Annotated in this window: 11 protein-coding genes and 2 tRNA genes; 8 read left to right on the top strand and 5 right to left on the bottom strand. The window is 49.7% G+C overall.

What is annotated here, in order from left to right; genetic code table 11:
- Window positions 1-13 precede the first annotated feature (13 nt).
- From hflX to lon, 5 genes are all read left to right on the top strand, one after another.
- Complete coding sequence (gene hflX / locus QUF18_RS09825; protein ID WP_374806930.1) at window positions 14-1,435, top strand: GTPase HflX; 1,422 nt, start codon at window positions 14-16, stop codon at window positions 1,433-1,435.
- Between the two features lie 141 nt (window positions 1,436-1,576).
- The gene (locus QUF18_RS09820; RefSeq protein WP_289386880.1) at window positions 1,577-1,906 is read left to right on the top strand and encodes a hypothetical protein; all 330 of its coding nucleotides are present in this window, start codon (window positions 1,577-1,579) and stop codon (window positions 1,904-1,906) included.
- Window positions 1,907-2,157: 251 nt separating this feature from the next.
- Complete coding sequence (locus QUF18_RS09815; protein ID WP_289386879.1) at window positions 2,158-2,784, top strand: ATP-dependent Clp protease proteolytic subunit; 627 nt, start codon at window positions 2,158-2,160, stop codon at window positions 2,782-2,784.
- 491 nt (window positions 2,785-3,275) lie between these two features.
- On the top strand, window positions 3,276-4,550 hold the full coding sequence (clpX, locus tag QUF18_RS09810) for an ATP-dependent Clp protease ATP-binding subunit ClpX (protein WP_289386878.1): 1,275 nt from the start codon (window positions 3,276-3,278) through the stop codon (window positions 4,548-4,550).
- A 384-nt stretch (window positions 4,551-4,934) separates the two neighbouring features.
- Window positions 4,935-7,358 (top strand): endopeptidase La, encoded by a 2,424-nt coding sequence (gene lon / locus QUF18_RS09805; protein ID WP_289386877.1) that lies wholly within the window; start codon window positions 4,935-4,937, stop codon window positions 7,356-7,358.
- Window positions 7,359-7,412: 54 nt separating this feature from the next.
- Here lon and QUF18_RS09800 read toward each other — a convergent pair whose 3' ends face one another.
- The 5 genes from QUF18_RS09800 to QUF18_RS09780 all read right to left on the bottom strand — a co-directional run bounded on the left by QUF18_RS09800 (window position 7,413) and on the right by QUF18_RS09780 (window position 11,722).
- The gene (locus tag QUF18_RS09800) at window positions 7,413-7,817 is read right to left on the bottom strand and encodes a hypothetical protein (RefSeq protein WP_289386876.1); all 405 of its coding nucleotides are present in this window, start codon (window positions 7,815-7,817) and stop codon (window positions 7,413-7,415) included.
- A 265-nt stretch (window positions 7,818-8,082) separates the two neighbouring features.
- The gene (gene aztD, locus QUF18_RS09795; RefSeq protein WP_289386875.1) at window positions 8,083-9,273 is read right to left on the bottom strand and encodes a zinc metallochaperone AztD; all 1,191 of its coding nucleotides are present in this window, start codon (window positions 9,271-9,273) and stop codon (window positions 8,083-8,085) included.
- Window positions 9,274-9,509: 236 nt separating this feature from the next.
- The gene (locus QUF18_RS09790) at window positions 9,510-11,027 is read right to left on the bottom strand and encodes a VOC family protein (protein WP_289386874.1); all 1,518 of its coding nucleotides are present in this window, start codon (window positions 11,025-11,027) and stop codon (window positions 9,510-9,512) included.
- Window positions 11,028-11,345: 318 nt separating this feature from the next.
- Window positions 11,346-11,421, bottom strand: a tRNA-Lys gene (locus QUF18_RS09785).
- 225 nt (window positions 11,422-11,646) lie between these two features.
- Window positions 11,647-11,722 (bottom strand) — tRNA-Lys (locus QUF18_RS09780).
- Window positions 11,723-12,204: 482 nt separating this feature from the next.
- Between QUF18_RS09780 and QUF18_RS09775 the strand changes: the two genes are divergently transcribed.
- The 3 genes from QUF18_RS09775 (at window position 12,205) to glmS (ending at window position 16,453) form a co-directional block, all read left to right on the top strand.
- Window positions 12,205-12,951, top strand: coding sequence for a cytochrome c biogenesis CcdA family protein (locus tag QUF18_RS09775; protein ID WP_289386873.1), 747 nt, complete (start codon window positions 12,205-12,207; stop codon window positions 12,949-12,951).
- 211 nt (window positions 12,952-13,162) lie between these two features.
- Entirely contained in the window at window positions 13,163-14,524 is a 1,362-nt protein-coding gene (gene glmU / locus QUF18_RS09770; protein ID WP_289386871.1) for a bifunctional UDP-N-acetylglucosamine diphosphorylase/glucosamine-1-phosphate N-acetyltransferase GlmU, read from the top strand.
- A 105-nt stretch (window positions 14,525-14,629) separates the two neighbouring features.
- Window positions 14,630-16,453, top strand: coding sequence for a glutamine--fructose-6-phosphate transaminase (isomerizing) (gene glmS / locus QUF18_RS09765; RefSeq protein ID WP_289386870.1), 1,824 nt, complete (start codon window positions 14,630-14,632; stop codon window positions 16,451-16,453).
- Window positions 16,454-16,488: the final 35 nt, after the last annotated feature.

Below are 16,488 nucleotides of genomic sequence, written 5' to 3'. Positions count from 1 at the left end.
GCCAGAAACAGATATGGCAGACACATATGAATTATCAGAAGATGATAATTATGATGATGGCGCCAAACTGAAAAGCAGCAGAAAGCCTTTCACAACAAAGGTGGAAGAGACACGTGCTTTTGTTGTGGTGCCGATTTTGCCGGAGCGTTACGCGCTGGTCGTTGATCAGGATGAGAGCGAACGCCCGAAATATCGCCGTAGTGATGAGGCGCGGCTTGAAGAAGCTGCCGGTCTGGCACGCGCAATTGATCTGAATATTATCGATAGTTTTTTGGTGCAGACCACGCAGCCGCGTCCGGCGACGTTGCTTGGTACCGGTAAGGTCGAAGATATTGCCGAGCGCATTGAGCGGGAAGAAATCGAGCTGGTGATTGTCGATCACCCGCTGACACCGGTGCAGCAGCGCAATCTGGAACGAGAATGGAAGATCAAGGTGATCGACCGTACCGGCCTGATTTTGGAGATTTTCGGCCGTCGTGCGCAAACCCGTGAGGGTAGCTTGCAGGTCGAACTGGCGCATCTGAACTACCAGAAAGGCCGGTTGGTTCGCAGCTGGACACACTTGGAGCGTCAGCGCGGTGGCGGCGGCTTTATGGGTGGTCCGGGTGAAACCCAGATTGAAGCCGACAGACGCCAGTTGCAGGATAAAATTCTGCGTATTAAGCGCGAGCTGGATACGGTTGTTCGCACTCGCCAGTTGCACCGGCAGAAACGCCGCAAGGTGCCGCATCCGGTGATCGCACTTGTTGGTTATACCAATGCGGGCAAATCAACGCTGTTCAACCGCCTGACCGGTGCTGATGTGCTGGCTGAGGATATGCTGTTTGCGACGCTTGATCCGACTTTGCGCCGGTTGCGTCTGCCGCATGGTGATATGATCATTTTGTCGGATACGGTTGGCTTTATTTCCAACCTTCCGCACCATCTGGTTGCTGCCTTTAAGGCAACACTGGAAGAGGTGGTGGAAGCCGATCTTATTCTGCATGTGCGCGATATGTCTGACCCAGACAATGCCGCACAGGCCGAAGATGTGGAGACTATTCTCAGTGGTCTCGGCGTTAAAAAAGGCAATGACAAGCGCGTTATTGAAATCTGGAACAAGATCGACCGCCTGAGCGAGCCGATGCAGGACAGTGCTGAAAATTTAAGCAGCGGTAGCCATGAAGATACCAGACCGATTCCGCTTTCCGCGCTAACGGGGCAGGGAACACGCGAATTGCTGGCTTTGATTGAGAGCCGCATTTCAGGTTCCATGGAGAAAGTGCAGGTCTGCCTGCAACCGGATCAGTTTAGCCTGATCGACTGGATTTATCGTCATGGCAGCAATGTGCGCCGTCAGGATGAGGAAGACGGCTCAGTCATTATTGATGTTGATATGACAGCTGGTTCCGCGCAGAAATTCCGCGACAAATATGCTTCCATTACCAAACATTGACCTTTGAATGGCGTATTCCCTTGAACAGGGGGATCGCCTTTCTGAGTGCCCCTTTCTATAAGGCAGATCACAGTTGCGAGGGATTATATTCGCAATTGATCTCTAATTAGAACAGAGCGAATTTTCGCTTGGGGGGCAATAATGACTATTAAATTCAAACTGATAGTAGCCGCAGCTATAACACTGTGCAGCGGTGCGGCTTTGGCTGACGATTTGGTTTTCACGCTGAAAAACGGTACCAAATCGGTCGTCAATAATTTTCATGCTTCACCGGTTGGTGTCGACAACTGGGAAGATGATATTTTTGGCCGCGATGCTTTGGCACCGGGCGAAAGCATGAAAATCACGATTGCTGATGGCCGCAGCGTTTGCAGCTATGATATGCGTTTTGAATTTCAGGGTGATGATCTTGAAACCTTGGAAGACCAGCAGAACCTGTGTGAACTGGGCGAATATACCATTACAGAATAAATTTTAATTCTTGTTTGGCATCAATGCTCCGCCGGTTCTGCCTGCGGGGCATTTTGTTTTTTTACGCTGCTTTGCCACGCTTATACCGCATGTTTAGGTTTCGGTGCGTATGAGGAGTTAGATCAGCGGAATGAAGATGTTTGCTGGCCTGCATCTTGCGAAACCATAGGGGCTCGCCCTATGTATGGAATATCAACGAATCTTGACGGCAGTGCTTCGCTCCGTTCTCCGATAGCCAAAGGCAGTTACTCATGAGAGATCCAATTGAAACCGTTATGAATCTGGTCCCGATGGTGGTTGAGCAGACTGCGCGTGGCGAACGGGCCTATGATATTTTCTCGCGTCTTCTGAAAGAGCGTGTGATTTTCGTAAACGGTCCGGTTGAAGACGGCATGGCTATGCTGGTCTGCGCGCAGTTGCTGTTTCTTGAAGCAGAAAACCCGAACAAGCCGATTGAAATGTACATCAATTCGCCAGGCGGTGTCGTCACTTCCGGTATGGCAATTTATGACACTATGCAGTTCATTAAACCTCCGGTTTCCACGCTTTGCATGGGGCAGGCCGCTTCGATGGGCTCGCTGCTGCTGACAGCCGGCGCAACCGGCCAGCGCTTGGCGCTGCCAAATGCACGCATCATGGTTCACCAGCCATCCGGTGGTTTTCAGGGCCAGGCTTCCGATATCGAGCGTCATGCGCAGGATATCATCAAGATGAAGCGCCGCCTCAATGAAATCTACGTCAAACATACCGGCCGTGATTATGAAACCATCGAGCGCACCCTTGATCGCGATCATTTCATGACCGCACAGGAAGCGCTTGAATTCGGCCTGATCGATAAAGTGATCGAATCACGCGATCTGGCTGAAAAGAAAGACTGAGTAACCGGAAACTGATCCGCTTTCTTATAAAAGCGGATCAGATTTTGGCAGGCGGTCATTCCTGAAACGGGAGTTGTGGTAAGAAATTAATGGCTTTGTATAATTTTAGCCATATTTTATCTGCCATTAGCGCTTTTACTGCTCTGTCACGCAAAACAGTGTGACAGACAGGTTGTAAAACACTCTTTTGCCTGTTTAAGCTGGCTGCCATGTTAAGTGATTGTTTGGGTCTTGTGCCTAAAAGCAGATGTTGAGTGAATAGAGTTGCATGCAACCTGATTGTAGCGACCTTTGTGTGCCAGATCCGGCACGCGGCGCTCTGGTATGTTGCAAGGCTGCTTGTGTTGACATCTTGTCAATGGCACAAGAAGCCAATAACAGACAAATATATGACGACTGCCGTTCATGTCGGTTTCGGTCGGGAAGACATAACGGTTAGAACTTGGTGCCTGTTGCGGACAGCGGGTTGCCATTACTGAAAGGAAACTGCGATGAGCAAAGTCAGCAACGGCGGTGGCGATTCCAAGAATACGCTCTATTGCTCCTTTTGCGGAAAAAGCCAGCATGAGGTGCGCAAGCTAATTGCGGGGCCGACCGTATTTATCTGTGATGAGTGTGTCGAACTTTGCATGGACATCATCCGCGAGGAAAATAAATCCTCAATGGTGAAGTCACGTGAAGGTGTGCCGACCCCACAGGAAATTATGACTGTTCTTGATGATTATGTCATCGGTCAGAGCCATGCCAAACGTGTGCTTTCGGTAGCGGTTCACAATCACTATAAGCGTTTGGCTAACCAGCCGAAGAGCGGTGATGTTGAACTGGCAAAATCAAATATTCTGCTGGTTGGCCCTACCGGTTGCGGTAAGACCTATCTGGCACAGACACTGGCACGCATCATTGATGTGCCATTCACGATGGCTGATGCCACAACACTGACCGAAGCCGGTTATGTTGGTGAAGATGTCGAAAATATCATTCTCAAACTGTTGCAGGCTGCCGACTACAATGTTGAGCGTGCGCAGCGCGGTATCGTCTATATCGACGAAGTGGATAAAATCAGCCGTAAGGCCGATAATCCGTCAATTACCCGTGACGTATCCGGTGAGGGTGTGCAGCAGGCGCTGCTGAAGATCATGGAAGGCACTGTGGCTTCTGTCCCGCCGCAAGGTGGTCGCAAGCATCCGCAGCAGGAGTTCCTGCAGGTGGACACAACCAATATCCTGTTCATTTGCGGCGGTGCATTTGCCGGTCTTGATAAGATCATTTCATCGCGTGGTGAAAAGACCTCTATCGGCTTCAGTGCAACGGTTAAAGCGCCGGATGAACGTCGTATCGGTGCGATTTTCCATGAGCTGGAACCGGAAGATTTGACAAAATTCGGTCTCATTCCGGAATTTGTCGGCCGTCTGCCGGTTATTGCAACATTGGAAGATCTCGACATTCCGTCGCTGGTCAAGATTCTGTCGGAGCCTAAAAATGCTCTGGTTAAACAGTATCAGCGCCTGTTCGAGATGGAGAATGTTGAGCTGACATTCCATGAAGATGCGCTTCTGGCGATTGCCGGTCGTGCTGTGGAGCGTAAAACCGGTGCGCGTGGTCTGCGTTCGATCATGGAAAAAATCCTGCTCGATACCATGTTTGACCTGCCGACACTGGAAGGTGTTCAGGAAGTAGTTATTTCCAGCGATGTCGTAGAGGGTAAAGCGCAGCCGCTTTACATCTATGGTGAGCGCAAGGAAGAAAAAGGCACGGCTTCTGCATAATGCTTGCAGGTTTATGATTTTTAAAACGCCCGGAAGAAATTTCGGGCGTTTTTATTTGCGTTCGTTTTTGAATGAGAAAAAATTTAATATGAATTATTTTGTCATGTTAATGCTTGCATGGCTGTGGACTAGATCGTTAATGGGTGAAAAGCGGCGCTTTAGACGTTCCATTCGTGGTAAAAGCGTTTAAAGTGTTGGTCTGCAATTTGCATTTTGATCCGGTGGTCATAAATGCGCTGATTTATTCTGCTGTATGAGACACATGAAGTGCTTGAAATACGAGCAGTGGGTGGCCAATTATATAGTCGATGCACGCAATGATTTGCTGATGAAACGGGGATCATTGTGTGGCGATCGGGTGGTTTGCCCGGGAAAGGACTTAAAATGACGGATACAGAGTTGAAGACATCCGTGGGTGGTCAGGACGGGCTTTATGCCGTGTTGCCGTTGCGCGATATTGTTGTCTTCCCGCATATGATTGTGCCGCTGTTTGTCGGCCGCGAAAGATCAATCCGTGCGCTTGAAGAAGTGATGGGCGTTGATAAGCAGATTCTGCTTGCGACCCAGAAAAATGCTGCCGACGATGAGCCGGCCAATGATGCGATTTATGAAATCGGTACAGTTGCCAATGTGCTGCAGCTGCTGAAACTGCCGGACGGTACTGTGAAGGTACTGGTCGAAGGTATCGCACGTGCTAAAATCACGAAGTTCAGTGATCGTGAAGATTATCACGAAGCCTATGCTGACATTCTGGAACTACCGGAAGAAGAACCGGTAGAGATTGAAGCGCTGTCCCGCTCGGTGATGAGCGACTTTGAAAATTACGTAAAGCTGAACAAGAAGATTTCGCCTGAAGTTGTTGGCGCGACCGGTCAGATCGATGATCATTCGAAACTGGCTGATACAGTTGCCTCGCATCTGGCGATCAAGATTGCTGAAAAGCAGGAAATGCTCTCGATCCTGTCGGTTCGTGAGCGTCTTGAAAAAGCTTTGGAATATATGGAATCCGAAATCTCGGTTCTTCAGGTTGAGAAGCGCATCCGCTCGCGTGTTAAGCGCCAGATGGAAAAGACCCAGCGCGAATATTACCTGAACGAACAGATGAAGGCGATCCAGAAAGAACTGGGCGACGGTGAAGACGGCAAGGATGAACTGGCCGAGCTGGAAGAACGCATTGCCAAGACCAAGCTGAGCAAGGAAGCTGCGGAAAAAGCGCAGGCTGAAATGAAGAAGCTGCGGTCGATGAGCCCGATGTCTGCGGAAGCTTCCGTAGTGCGCAACTACCTCGACTGGCTGTTGTCGCTGCCGTGGAACAAGAAGTCCAAGGTCAAAACCGATCTGGCTTTTGCTGAAAGCGTGCTGGATACGGAGCATTTTGGTCTGGAAAAGGTCAAAGAGCGTATTGTCGAGTATCTCGCGGTACAGTCACGCGCTGCCAAGATCAAAGGCCCGATCATTTGTCTCGTTGGCCCTCCGGGCGTTGGTAAGACCTCGCTTGCGCGCTCTATCGCCAATGCAACCGGTCGTGAATATGTGCGTATGTCGCTTGGCGGCGTGCGTGATGAGGCTGAAATCCGCGGTCACCGCAGAACCTATATCGGCTCCATGCCGGGTAAGGTTATTCAGTCGATGAAGAAAGCCAAGAAGTCCAACCCGTTGTTCCTTCTCGATGAGATCGACAAAATGGGGCAGGATTTCCGTGGCGATCCGTCATCGGCAATGCTGGAAGTGTTGGATCCGGAACAGAATGCAACCTTCATGGATCATTATCTGGAGGTCGAATATGACCTGTCCAACGTAATGTTCGTGACGACTGCAAATTCGCTGAATATTCCGGGCCCGTTGCTTGACCGTATGGAGATCATCCGTATTGCCGGTTACACCGAGGATGAAAAGCTTGAAATTGCTAAGCGGCATTTGCTGCCAAAGGCAATCAAAGAGCATGTTTTACAGCCGAATGAATTCTCGGTTGATGAAGCGGCCATTCTTGCTGTGATCCAGCACTACACCCGCGAAGCCGGTGTGCGTAGTCTTGAGCGTGAAATGATGAAACTGGCGCGTAAAGCTGTCACGGAAATCGCACGCAAGAAGACCAAGTCGGTTCATGTAACACGAGATAATATTTCTGATTATCTTGGTGTGCAGAAATACCGTTACGGACAGATCGACGGCGAAGATCAGGTTGGTGTTGTGACCGGTCTGGCATGGACAGAAGTGGGCGGCGAATTGCTGACCATTGAAGGCGTGATGATGCCAGGTAAAGGTCGCATGACTGTTACCGGTAACCTGCGTGATGTGATGAAGGAATCCATTTCGGCTGCGGCATCTTATGTACGCTCCCGTGCGGTGGATTTCGGCATCGAGCCTCCGCTGTTCGACAAGCGTGACATCCATGTGCACGTGCCGGAAGGTGCGACACCAAAGGATGGACCGTCTGCCGGTACAGCAATGGTGACGGCAATTGTTTCTGTGCTGACCGGTATTCCGGTACGTAAAGACGTTGCTATGACCGGTGAGGTCACATTGCGTGGTCGTGTTCTGCCGATTGGCGGCCTGAAAGAAAAACTGCTGGCAGCTCTGCGCGGCGGTATCAAGAAGGTACTGATTCCGGAAGAAAACGCCAAGGATCTGGCTGAAATTCCGGACAATGTGAAAAACGCATTGGAAATCATTCCGGTATCTTTTGTTGGCGAAGTGCTTGAACATGCACTGATCCGCAAGCCGGAACCGATTGAATGGGTTGAACCGGAAGTTCCAGCGATTGCCAAAGCTGGCGAGGACGATGCAGTTGTGGGTATGGCTCACTAATCATCTGATCTGAGATAATAAAAAGCCCCGCAAGTCAGTCTTGCGGGGCTTTTTTTATTTCACAATGACAGTAAGGGTTTTCTCTTCCAAAACTCCATCTGAATATGCAAATCGTAGTTTAATAGTATCTGTTCCACTAAATCCTGAATTTGCTGTGTAATAAGCGACAGGCCCTTTAACTTTAATCGTCCGACACCGCTCATAAATTGTATCACTTGGGAACATTTGCTTTGTGCTAAGCTCAACTTTGCCATTTTTAGGTTTAGAAATTACTTGAATAATAGGTATACCAAAGTTTTCGCAATCTGGCTGTATATGCCAAACTGATGCAATCTCGATCCGTTTGCCTGCGATTGTGTATTCCGTACTATTAAATTGCTTTATTCCGGGTGTGGATACACATCCAGAAATTACAAAACCACTGACGATCAGCGGCCAAATTTTATTCAATTGCCTCATATATTCCTCCGATACTTCCCAGATACAGAGGCGAATGTATTTGAAAATAGCACACATGCAAAACCAACTAAGTACTAGCAAAATAATGTTAAATTGCCTTTTGAAGTCGAGCGCTTAGTCATCATTACGCGCCATGCAGATTGTCGGCTTCAAGTGCTTTTGTTGGCAAGAAGATTGACGCTGCCTTAAGCAGCGAACATCCGAATGGCAAATACAAAAAAAAGACCGGTGTGAAACCGGTCTTTTCATTCTTACGCTTCAGAATTTAATGCACAGCACCGGAGCCGCCAACAGCAACAATGCTGAATGGCTGATCAGCCACCGCGATAGTACGGTCTTCTTTAAAGCTTTCAATATCAATCAGACGAACCAGACTGTGGCGCGGATCGGTAATAGCGATATGATCGCCGGCAACCGCCAGACGCGGGCGAGGATCACGCCAGTGACCATCTTTGCTGTATGGCTCAGTCACTTTTGCAGAACGCACGATTGTCCCGTCCAGAATATTGATGAGATGCAATTGTCCATCTTCTGTCAGTACATAGGCGTTTTTCAGACGGGCAGGGTCGAGCGCAAAATCAACACGACGGGTTGGCAGATCAACAAGGCGGTAAGGCGTATCACTTTCAGGATCAATCAGCGCAATCTTGTCCTCACCATAATTTCCAAGGAAAAACTGCATGGCTTTGCTGCCAAGCAAGGTGCTGACTTTGCCTTTTGGCAGATCAGTTCCATAAGTCAGCATTTTCAGCTCGGCTTGTTTGTCTTTGTTTGGGCTGGCGATCAGCACACCTTCCTCACAACCAAAGGCCACAAGACTGGCGGAGAAGGCTTCACCATGCAAAGCTGTGCAGGTTGCAACATCGCCGCTTTGCTTACCATCAGCGTCAAGTACACGCAGGCCGAGACGCGGTGGCAGAGCATCCGGTTTGGTTTCTGCTTCGAGATTTGGCACGGAAGCCAAATATTGATTGCCGAATGGCACAACCACACCATGATGCGGTGCTGTGGCATCAATAATCTTAGCCTGCGGTTTGCCTTTCAGAATATCCTGCTCGGACAGTTCATGCGCTTTGCCTTCACGGTCAAAGAACAGCACAACATTGTCGCCATGCATCACGGCATGAACCGGCCGCTTGCCTTCAAATTTCTCTTTCAGCAAAGCTGTATCCGATACCTCAAGATCACGATGATCGCCATGATCTTCGAGCTTGATGCCGGTCTTGATAACATTCACCACATCATCTTCGGTTTGCACTGCAAAGACGGTTTCACCTGAATTGCTGGTCGCCAGAGCCGCATAGCCTTTAAGGTCGAATTTCCCGAGTTCTTTGCCACTTTCCAGATCAATCGCGCGAACCACCGGTTTGGTGTGATCGGCAACAAAGAGCCGCCAGACCTGTTTATGCTCCTCATCAGCATTGGCATGGCCTGCAATTAATACGGATCCTAACATGCTTAGCGCAGTCGCGCTTTTCAGCCACATACCCATCAATAACCTCGAATCTGAAATGTAATAACATTACGATTGATAGTTGTGATTACGTGGCATGTCTATGCAGTAGCAGAAATTATTTGTAATTATATAACATAAAATATGTTTTTCGAAAAACGGGCAGCGATATCGCAATAAACACGCTTAAAAATCATTTGGGCGCCGTATGTTCGGGAAAACACACAGCGCTCTAGTATTTATAAACTCAGCCAGTTTTGGGCACGGGCAATATCATCCGGCGACAGGGCATGTCCTGTTTCGAGCTTCTCCGCTGTCAGCTCCGCACCGCAATTTTCCAGCCATGTGTTAAGTGCCGGTGCAAATTCACTGAACGGGTCTTTGCTGCCGGTGAGGGTGAGAACTGCCGTACCTTTTAGATCAACTTGCGGGGCATTTTCCAGTACCTGCATCGGGCGGGACAGAATCGCACGACGGATCAGTTGCGGATAAAGCGCCATAACCGCAGCGGCAAAATTTGCACCGTTTGAAGAGCCGAGAACGGTGATAGTCTCCGCTTTCAGACCATAGGCAGCCATTGCCCCTTGATAGAAAGCGTTGAAAGCCTCTGCCTCAGAGCGGATATCCGCCTGATCGAACTGCGTTGCACCAAAGCGTCGGAACCAGCGCGCAGTGCCTTCTTCATGACTACGGCCACGTACACCAAGCAGTGTAGCGCGTGGATTAATGCGATGGGCCATAGGCATCAAATCGGCTTCATTGCCGCCGGTGCCGTGCAGCGATAGCAGAATGCTACCGTCCGGATCTTGCGGTGTATAAAAGCGATGCACAAAGGGCAGGTCACGCATGACAATACGCTCTTCACCCGGCATGGAGAATTGCGGCATCAACACTTTCAGGTCTTGTGCGCGCTCCTGATCGTGCGGCGGTACGAACAAGGTTTCGCCCAGATGCTCCGGTGTCTCATCAATCGTAAAGCCCGGTCCGTCGGTTGCCAGCTCAATCAATATGCCGCCAGGTTCACGCACATAGAGCGAGGTGAAATAGTTGCGGTCGTGGTAATTGGTAACAGAGGAGTTGAGGCGTGACAGTTCGGCCTCAGCAGCTTTAACCATATCAACATCCTTGGCACGGAAGGCCACATGATCGGCAATGCCAGTACCCGGAATGCCCTGAACGAATCCGGTGACATTACGCACATCAATGAAATCTGTGTCAGACACCATGCGCAGCACAGAATCTTCGCGCTGGCCTTCGCTATAGCCGAAGCGTTTGACAAAAGCGGCGGTTTCTTCTTGTGTTTCCGTAAACAGTGTCACGCTATGCAGGCGAGATGGTGCAGATTTCCACGGATGTTCGGTGGTCATCTCATGGCCGACCAGCTTGACGATCACACCATCCGGATCTTTAAGGCGCAACACAGATTCGCCGAATTCGCGTTTCGGCCCTTCAACCTGAATATGCTGCGATAAAGCGCGTGTCAGCCAGTCACCGATTGATTCCGGCGGTACAGCCAAGGCGATTTCCGCGACCTGACCATGGCCGACACGGCCACGCGCACCTTCTTCCCAAACCAAAAATGTAATCAGCGAGCCAGGAGAACCAACGGCATCTCCGTAAAACAGATGTAATTGCTCACCATCTTCATAACCGCCGGTTTGTTTCACCAGCCGCAACCTCAGAAAGCCGGCATAAAAATCAATATTGGCCTGCACATTGCGTGTAATCAGAGTCACATGATGAATACCGGAGGTCATAGTCGCCTTTCTGAGAACGGATAAGCAGAGATTCGCTTTATCCGTGATGATATCGCTTCATTTTAATTACTAGCTAATATGGGGAGATGAGAGAAATTTATCAATCAGTCACTTATGGGAGCATGATAATTTATGGCTCAGGATCAATATAAAAAAAGACCCCGTTCTGATAAACAAAACGGGGCTGATGTTGAGTAGGTATCATGAGGAGATCAACTTGGTGAAAAATCATCTGTTGACGAGACCACTATACGCAGGCTGCTGCGTTTAAATAGTCCAATTAGTTATAAGCGATATATTGGGGTAATTTGAGAGAGATGGTGAGCGCGCACGGGTTCGAACCGTGGACCTACTGATTAAAAGTCAGTTGCTCTACCGGCTGAGCTACGCGCTCTTGCAATCTCTTAAAGACGCTGGGTCTTTATTCGAGCACCTCGGTAATGCTCTGCAAGTGGGGCGATACATAAGGTGGATTGACCGGATCGTCAATACTAAAAATCACCGTTTAAATTCAAAATCTTAAGTTTATACACAGGATAGGTAAAATGACGGATTAAGGGTATAAATCTGTCTTATGCGAATTTTAGAGGATGTTTTATTCTGGGGGATTTTTGAGAGATGGTGAGCGCGCACGGGTTCGAACCGTGGACCTACTGATTAAAAGTCAGTTGCTCTACCGGCTGAGCTACGCGCTCTTGCAATCTCATAAAGGCACATAGCCTTTTGTCGGAGCACCTCGGTAATGCTCAGCAAGTGGGGCGATACATAAGGGGCGATGTTGGCATGGTCAACACCTGCTGCCGATATTTTTTGCTGAAAATGCCGTTTTTTTATATTTTCCCCAAAACTTCACTGCGAATAGCCCTGAAATGGTTCGAATGCAGCGCTTAATTGGCGATGAACGATGCAAAGAGGGATGAAAAAGAATTGTTTTGATCCGGCAGTCAGAAAAACGATTCTTTCAAGTCCTTGTTTTTATACCGATGATTCTGAGGGATCAGGCATTTGAGTCAGAGTGCAGGGGCGACGTGCAGCATGTATCTATCAGCAGTGTTTATCGTTATAAGAGCCTCACTTGATGAGGTTTGCAGAATCCGAGACGATCAATCCCGGCTTAAGCAGTCTTTAAGCTACGGGTTCTACCGGCGCTCTTTGAACAGCATGACAGGATGACACTATGGCAATTGATATTTCCAATCTCACGGCTTTAGGCGCGGGCGCACTGTCATTTCTCTCGCCTTGCGTGTTGCCGTTAGTGCCGCCTTATCTTTGCTATATGGCAGGCGTGAGTGTGGATGATTTTCGCAATGGCGGAGAATCATCGCAGGTTATGCGCAACCGTATTCGTTTACTGGTGACATCATTTGCTTTTGTTCTGGGATTTACCACGGTTTTCGTAGCCCTTGGCGCAGGGGCTTCTTCTGTCGGTCACTTCCTGCGCCAATGGCAGCAGGAAATGGCAATCGCTGCCGGTCTGGTCATCATTATAATGGGCTTGAACTTCCTTGGCGTGGTGCGCATCCCGTTTCTGTCTCGGGAAGCACGCTTTCAGGCTAATTCTGCGCCAGCCACCCCATTAGGGGCGTATATTATGGGGCTGGCCTTTGCATTCGGCTGGACGCCCTGCATCGGCCCTGTGCTCGGCCCGATCCTGACATTGGCTGGCTCAAAAGCCTCAGTACTGGACGGTGCATCGCTGCTGGCTATTTATTCTCTGGGCTTAGGCATACCGTTTATGCTTGCGGCATTATTCTCCGGCCGCTTTATGCGTTTCCTGTCGCGTTTCCGCGTGCATATGGGCAAAGTCGAGAAGGTCATGGGTATTCTGCTGGTATTGGCCGGTGTTCTGTTCCTTACCGGTGGTATGGAAGCTTTTGCCTATTGGCTGCTTGAAACATTCCCGGTGCTTGGCAAGCTTGGCTAATCACATCACAGAACGTGCCGGTCGCTTCATAAAAGTGACCGGCAATTTTATGAAATTTGAACCGGAACCTGTTTAAAAACGAAATTATGCACTGATTCATTGAAAAGCTTGGGCGCTTGCCTTGTATTGAGTAAATGAATCTATACGTTTTGCCTTTAAAGTGGTTCTGATAAATCAGACCTCTCTGCCTGTTATGAAACACGGAATTAATATGGCTTCCAGATCCTGCCTTACCATCATCCTCGCTGCCGGTGAGGGTACCCGTATGAAATCCTCTATGTCTAAGGTCTTGCATGAGATTGCGGGGCTTCCGCTCGTCGGGCATGTGGCTAAAGCTGTCTTAGGTACTGGTGGGGAAACTGATCTGGCTGTTGTTGTCGGGCGCGGTGCGGCGGATGTGCAAAAAGCTGTTGGCAAAATCAGTGATACCGCACGTTTCTATGAACAGACCGAGCGTCTGGGTACAGCCCATGCAGTGCTGGCAGCACGTGAAGCGCTGACGGAAACGCATGATGATGTGCTGGTCGTGTTTGGTGATACGCCACTGATCGAAGAAACATCGCTGCGTGCTGCCCGCCATAAACTGGCCGAGGGCGCGGATATCGTGGTGATGGGTTTCCGTCCGGAAAATCCGACCGGCTATGGCCGTCTGATTGAACAGGGCGGCAAGCTGGTTGCGATTGTTGAAGAAAAAGACGCAACGGAAGAGCAGCGTAAAATCACTTTCTGCAATGGCGGGTTGATGGCGCTGAGCGGTAAACATGCCCTCAAGCTGATTTCTGCTGTGAAGAATGACAATTCCAAAGGCGAGTATTATCTCACTGATGTGGTGAAGCTGGCGCATGCACAAAGCTTGAATGTCATCGCTATTGATGTGCCGGTTGAAAATGTTATCGGCATTAATAATCGCGCTGAACTGGCTGAGGCCGAAGCGCTGTGGCAGGCACGTAAACGCCGTGATGTGATGTTCTCTGGCGTGACACTGATTGCGCCGGAAACAGTGTTCTTCGCGCATGATACGTTGATTGAAGCTGACGTGCTAATCGAGCCGAATGTTTTCTTCGGGCCTAAAGTGACCATTGAAAGCGGTGCGGTTATTCACGCATTCTCGCATATTGAAGGTGCGCATATTGGTGCTAATACCAGCGTGGGGCCGTTTGCGCGTCTGCGTCCCGGTTCAAAACTGGCCGAAAAAGCCAAGGTCGGCAATTTCTGCGAAGTCAAAAATGCAGATATCGGTGCCGGTGCTAAGGTCAATCATCTGTCCTATATCGGCGATGCGACTGTGGGCGCCGACACCAATATCGGTGCGGGCGTAATCACCTGCAATTATGACGGCTATAACAAGTTTAAAACCACAATTGGCAGCAATGCATTTGTTGGCTCTAACTCTGCACTGATTGCGCCACTGACTATTGGTAATGGCGTTTATGTAGCTTCCGGCAGTGTGATTACCGATGAAGTGCCTGAAAATGCACTGGCACTCGGTCGTGCCCGTCAGGTCAATAAAGAAGGTCGTGCAGAAATTTTACGCGAAAAATACAAGGCCATTAAGGCAAGTAAAAACAAATAATTATCATAAAATCATCATTATTAGATTTAATATGATGATAGAGTTTGTGCGGCCACACACTACAATATCAGGCCGTCGTTCAAAGACGCAACAGGAACAGACAGTATGTGCGGAATTATTGGTATCGTCGGCAATCAGCCGGTTGCTATGCGGCTTGTAGATGCACTGAAGCGTCTGGAATATCGCGGTTATGATTCAGCCGGCATTGCCACTCTGGTGGACAATCAGATTGCACGTAGCCGTGCCGAAGGGAAGCTGGTTAATCTGGAAAACCGGTTGGCAGCAGAACCGCTGAGCGGCACGATTGGTATCGGCCACACACGCTGGGCAACCCATGGCGCACCAACCGAGCGCAATGCACATCCGCATGCGACCGAGCAGGTGGCTATTGTCCATAACGGTATTATCGAAAACTTTGCCGAACTGCGCACTGAACTGGAAGCTGAAGGCGTAAAGTTCCAGAGTGATACGGATACTGAAACCGTAGCACAGCTTGTCGCCCGCAATATCCGTTCCGGCGATGCACCTGTTGAAGCTGTGCGCAAAGTGCTTGGCCGCCTGCGCGGTGCATTCGCGCTGGCTTTCCTGTTTACCGGCGAAAATGAAATGCTGATTGCGGCTCGTCGTGGCTCACCATTGGCAATCGGCTATGGCGAAGGCGAAATGTTCCTTGGTTCCGATGCGATTGCGCTGGCACCATTCACCGATAAAATCACCTATCTGGAAGATGGTGACTGGGCAGTTCTGACCCGCGATAGCGTGACTTTCTATGATGAAGGCAACCATCCGGTCAGTCGTGTTGTGCAGCAGTCCACCGGCGGTGCCTATGTTGTCAATAAAGGCAATTACCGTCATTTCATGGAAAAAGAAATCTATGAGCAGCCGGAAGTAATCTCCCGCACGCTGGCGCATTATCTGGATTTCTCATCCTCAATGATCCGCACCGATGTTAATAATATTGACTGGTCGAAAATCAAGCGCATGGCAATGTCTGCCTGCGGGACTGCTTATTATGCAGCAACTATCGGCAAATATTGGCTGGAGCGTTATGCGCGTCTGCCGGTAGAAATCGATATTGCATCGGAGTTCCGCTACCGCGAAATGCCGCTTTCCACCGATACGCTGGCGCTGTTTGTGTCGCAGTCGGGTGAAACTGCTGACACGCTGGCCTCGCTGCGTTATTGCCGCTCTCAGGGCTTGCCGATTGCCGCTGTAGTCAACGTGCGCGAATCTACCATTGCCCGCGAGTCAGACATTGTTCTGCCGACACTGGCTGGGCCTGAAATCGGTGTGGCATCGACCAAGGCTTTCACCTGTCAGCTTTCGGTCCTGGCTTCATTAGCATTATCTGCCGCCAAAGCACGCGGCACGATCACTCCGGCCGAAGAGAAAGAGCTGGTCGATCAGCTTGGCAATCTCTCAGGCGTGCTGCATGAGGCACTGAAACTGGCACCGAAGGTAGAAGCCATCTGCCGCGATCTGATGAATGTCAAAGATGTGCTTTATCTCGGACGCGGCACGTCCTATCCGTTGGCTCTTGAGGGTGCACTGAAGCTCAAGGAAATCTCCTATATTCACGCAGAAGGCTATGCAGCCGGTGAGCTGAAACACGGCCCGATTGCGTTGATTGATGAAACCATGCCGGTGATTGTGATTGCACCATTCGACCGTCTTTATGAGAAGACCGTGTCGAATATGCAGGAAGTGGCAGCCCGTGGTGGTCGCATCATCCTGATTACCGACAAAGAAGGTGCAAAACACGCCAATGTGGATGCCCATTCCGTGCTGATTATGCCGGATGTGCCGGAATTTATCGCGCCTTTGATCTATGCACTGCCAATCCAGATGCTGGCTTATTATACTGCCGTCTTCATGGGGACAGACGTGGATCAACCGCGTAATTTGGCGAAATCCGTAACTGTTGAATAAATAATAAAATCAATATTTTGTATTATTATATTGAT

The organism is Pseudochrobactrum kiredjianiae, from assembly GCF_030362795.1.
In the GTDB taxonomy this organism is placed as follows: domain Bacteria; phylum Pseudomonadota; class Alphaproteobacteria; order Rhizobiales; family Rhizobiaceae; genus Pseudochrobactrum; species Pseudochrobactrum kiredjianiae.
The sequence above is the reverse complement of the archived record's forward strand: the minus strand, read 5'-3'. Positions and strand labels throughout refer to the sequence as shown.

What these genes read in the sequence shown, in the direction of transcription:
- QUF18_RS09820 (WP_289386880.1), top strand. Translation starts at nt 1,577, where the DNA reads ATGACTATTAAATTCAAACTGATAGTAGCCGCAGCTATAACACTGTGC.
- aztD (WP_289386875.1), bottom strand. Translation starts at nt 9,273, where the DNA reads ATGTTAGGATCCGTATTAATTGCAGGCCATGCCAATGCTGATGAGGAG.
- clpX (WP_289386878.1), top strand. Translation starts at nt 3,276, where the DNA reads ATGAGCAAAGTCAGCAACGGCGGTGGCGATTCCAAGAATACGCTCTAT.
- QUF18_RS09800 (WP_289386876.1), bottom strand. Translation starts at nt 7,817, where the DNA reads ATGAGGCAATTGAATAAAATTTGGCCGCTGATCGTCAGTGGTTTTGTA.
- QUF18_RS09775 (WP_289386873.1), top strand. Translation starts at nt 12,205, where the DNA reads ATGGCAATTGATATTTCCAATCTCACGGCTTTAGGCGCGGGCGCACTG.
- lon (WP_289386877.1), top strand. Translation starts at nt 4,935, where the DNA reads ATGACGGATACAGAGTTGAAGACATCCGTGGGTGGTCAGGACGGGCTT.
- QUF18_RS09815 (WP_289386879.1), top strand. Translation starts at nt 2,158, where the DNA reads ATGAGAGATCCAATTGAAACCGTTATGAATCTGGTCCCGATGGTGGTT.
- glmU (WP_289386871.1), top strand. Translation starts at nt 13,163, where the DNA reads ATGGCTTCCAGATCCTGCCTTACCATCATCCTCGCTGCCGGTGAGGGT.
- hflX (WP_374806930.1), top strand. Translation starts at nt 14, where the DNA reads ATGGCAGACACATATGAATTATCAGAAGATGATAATTATGATGATGGC.
- QUF18_RS09790 (WP_289386874.1), bottom strand. Translation starts at nt 11,027, where the DNA reads ATGACCTCCGGTATTCATCATGTGACTCTGATTACACGCAATGTGCAG.
- glmS (WP_289386870.1), top strand. Translation starts at nt 14,630, where the DNA reads ATGTGCGGAATTATTGGTATCGTCGGCAATCAGCCGGTTGCTATGCGG.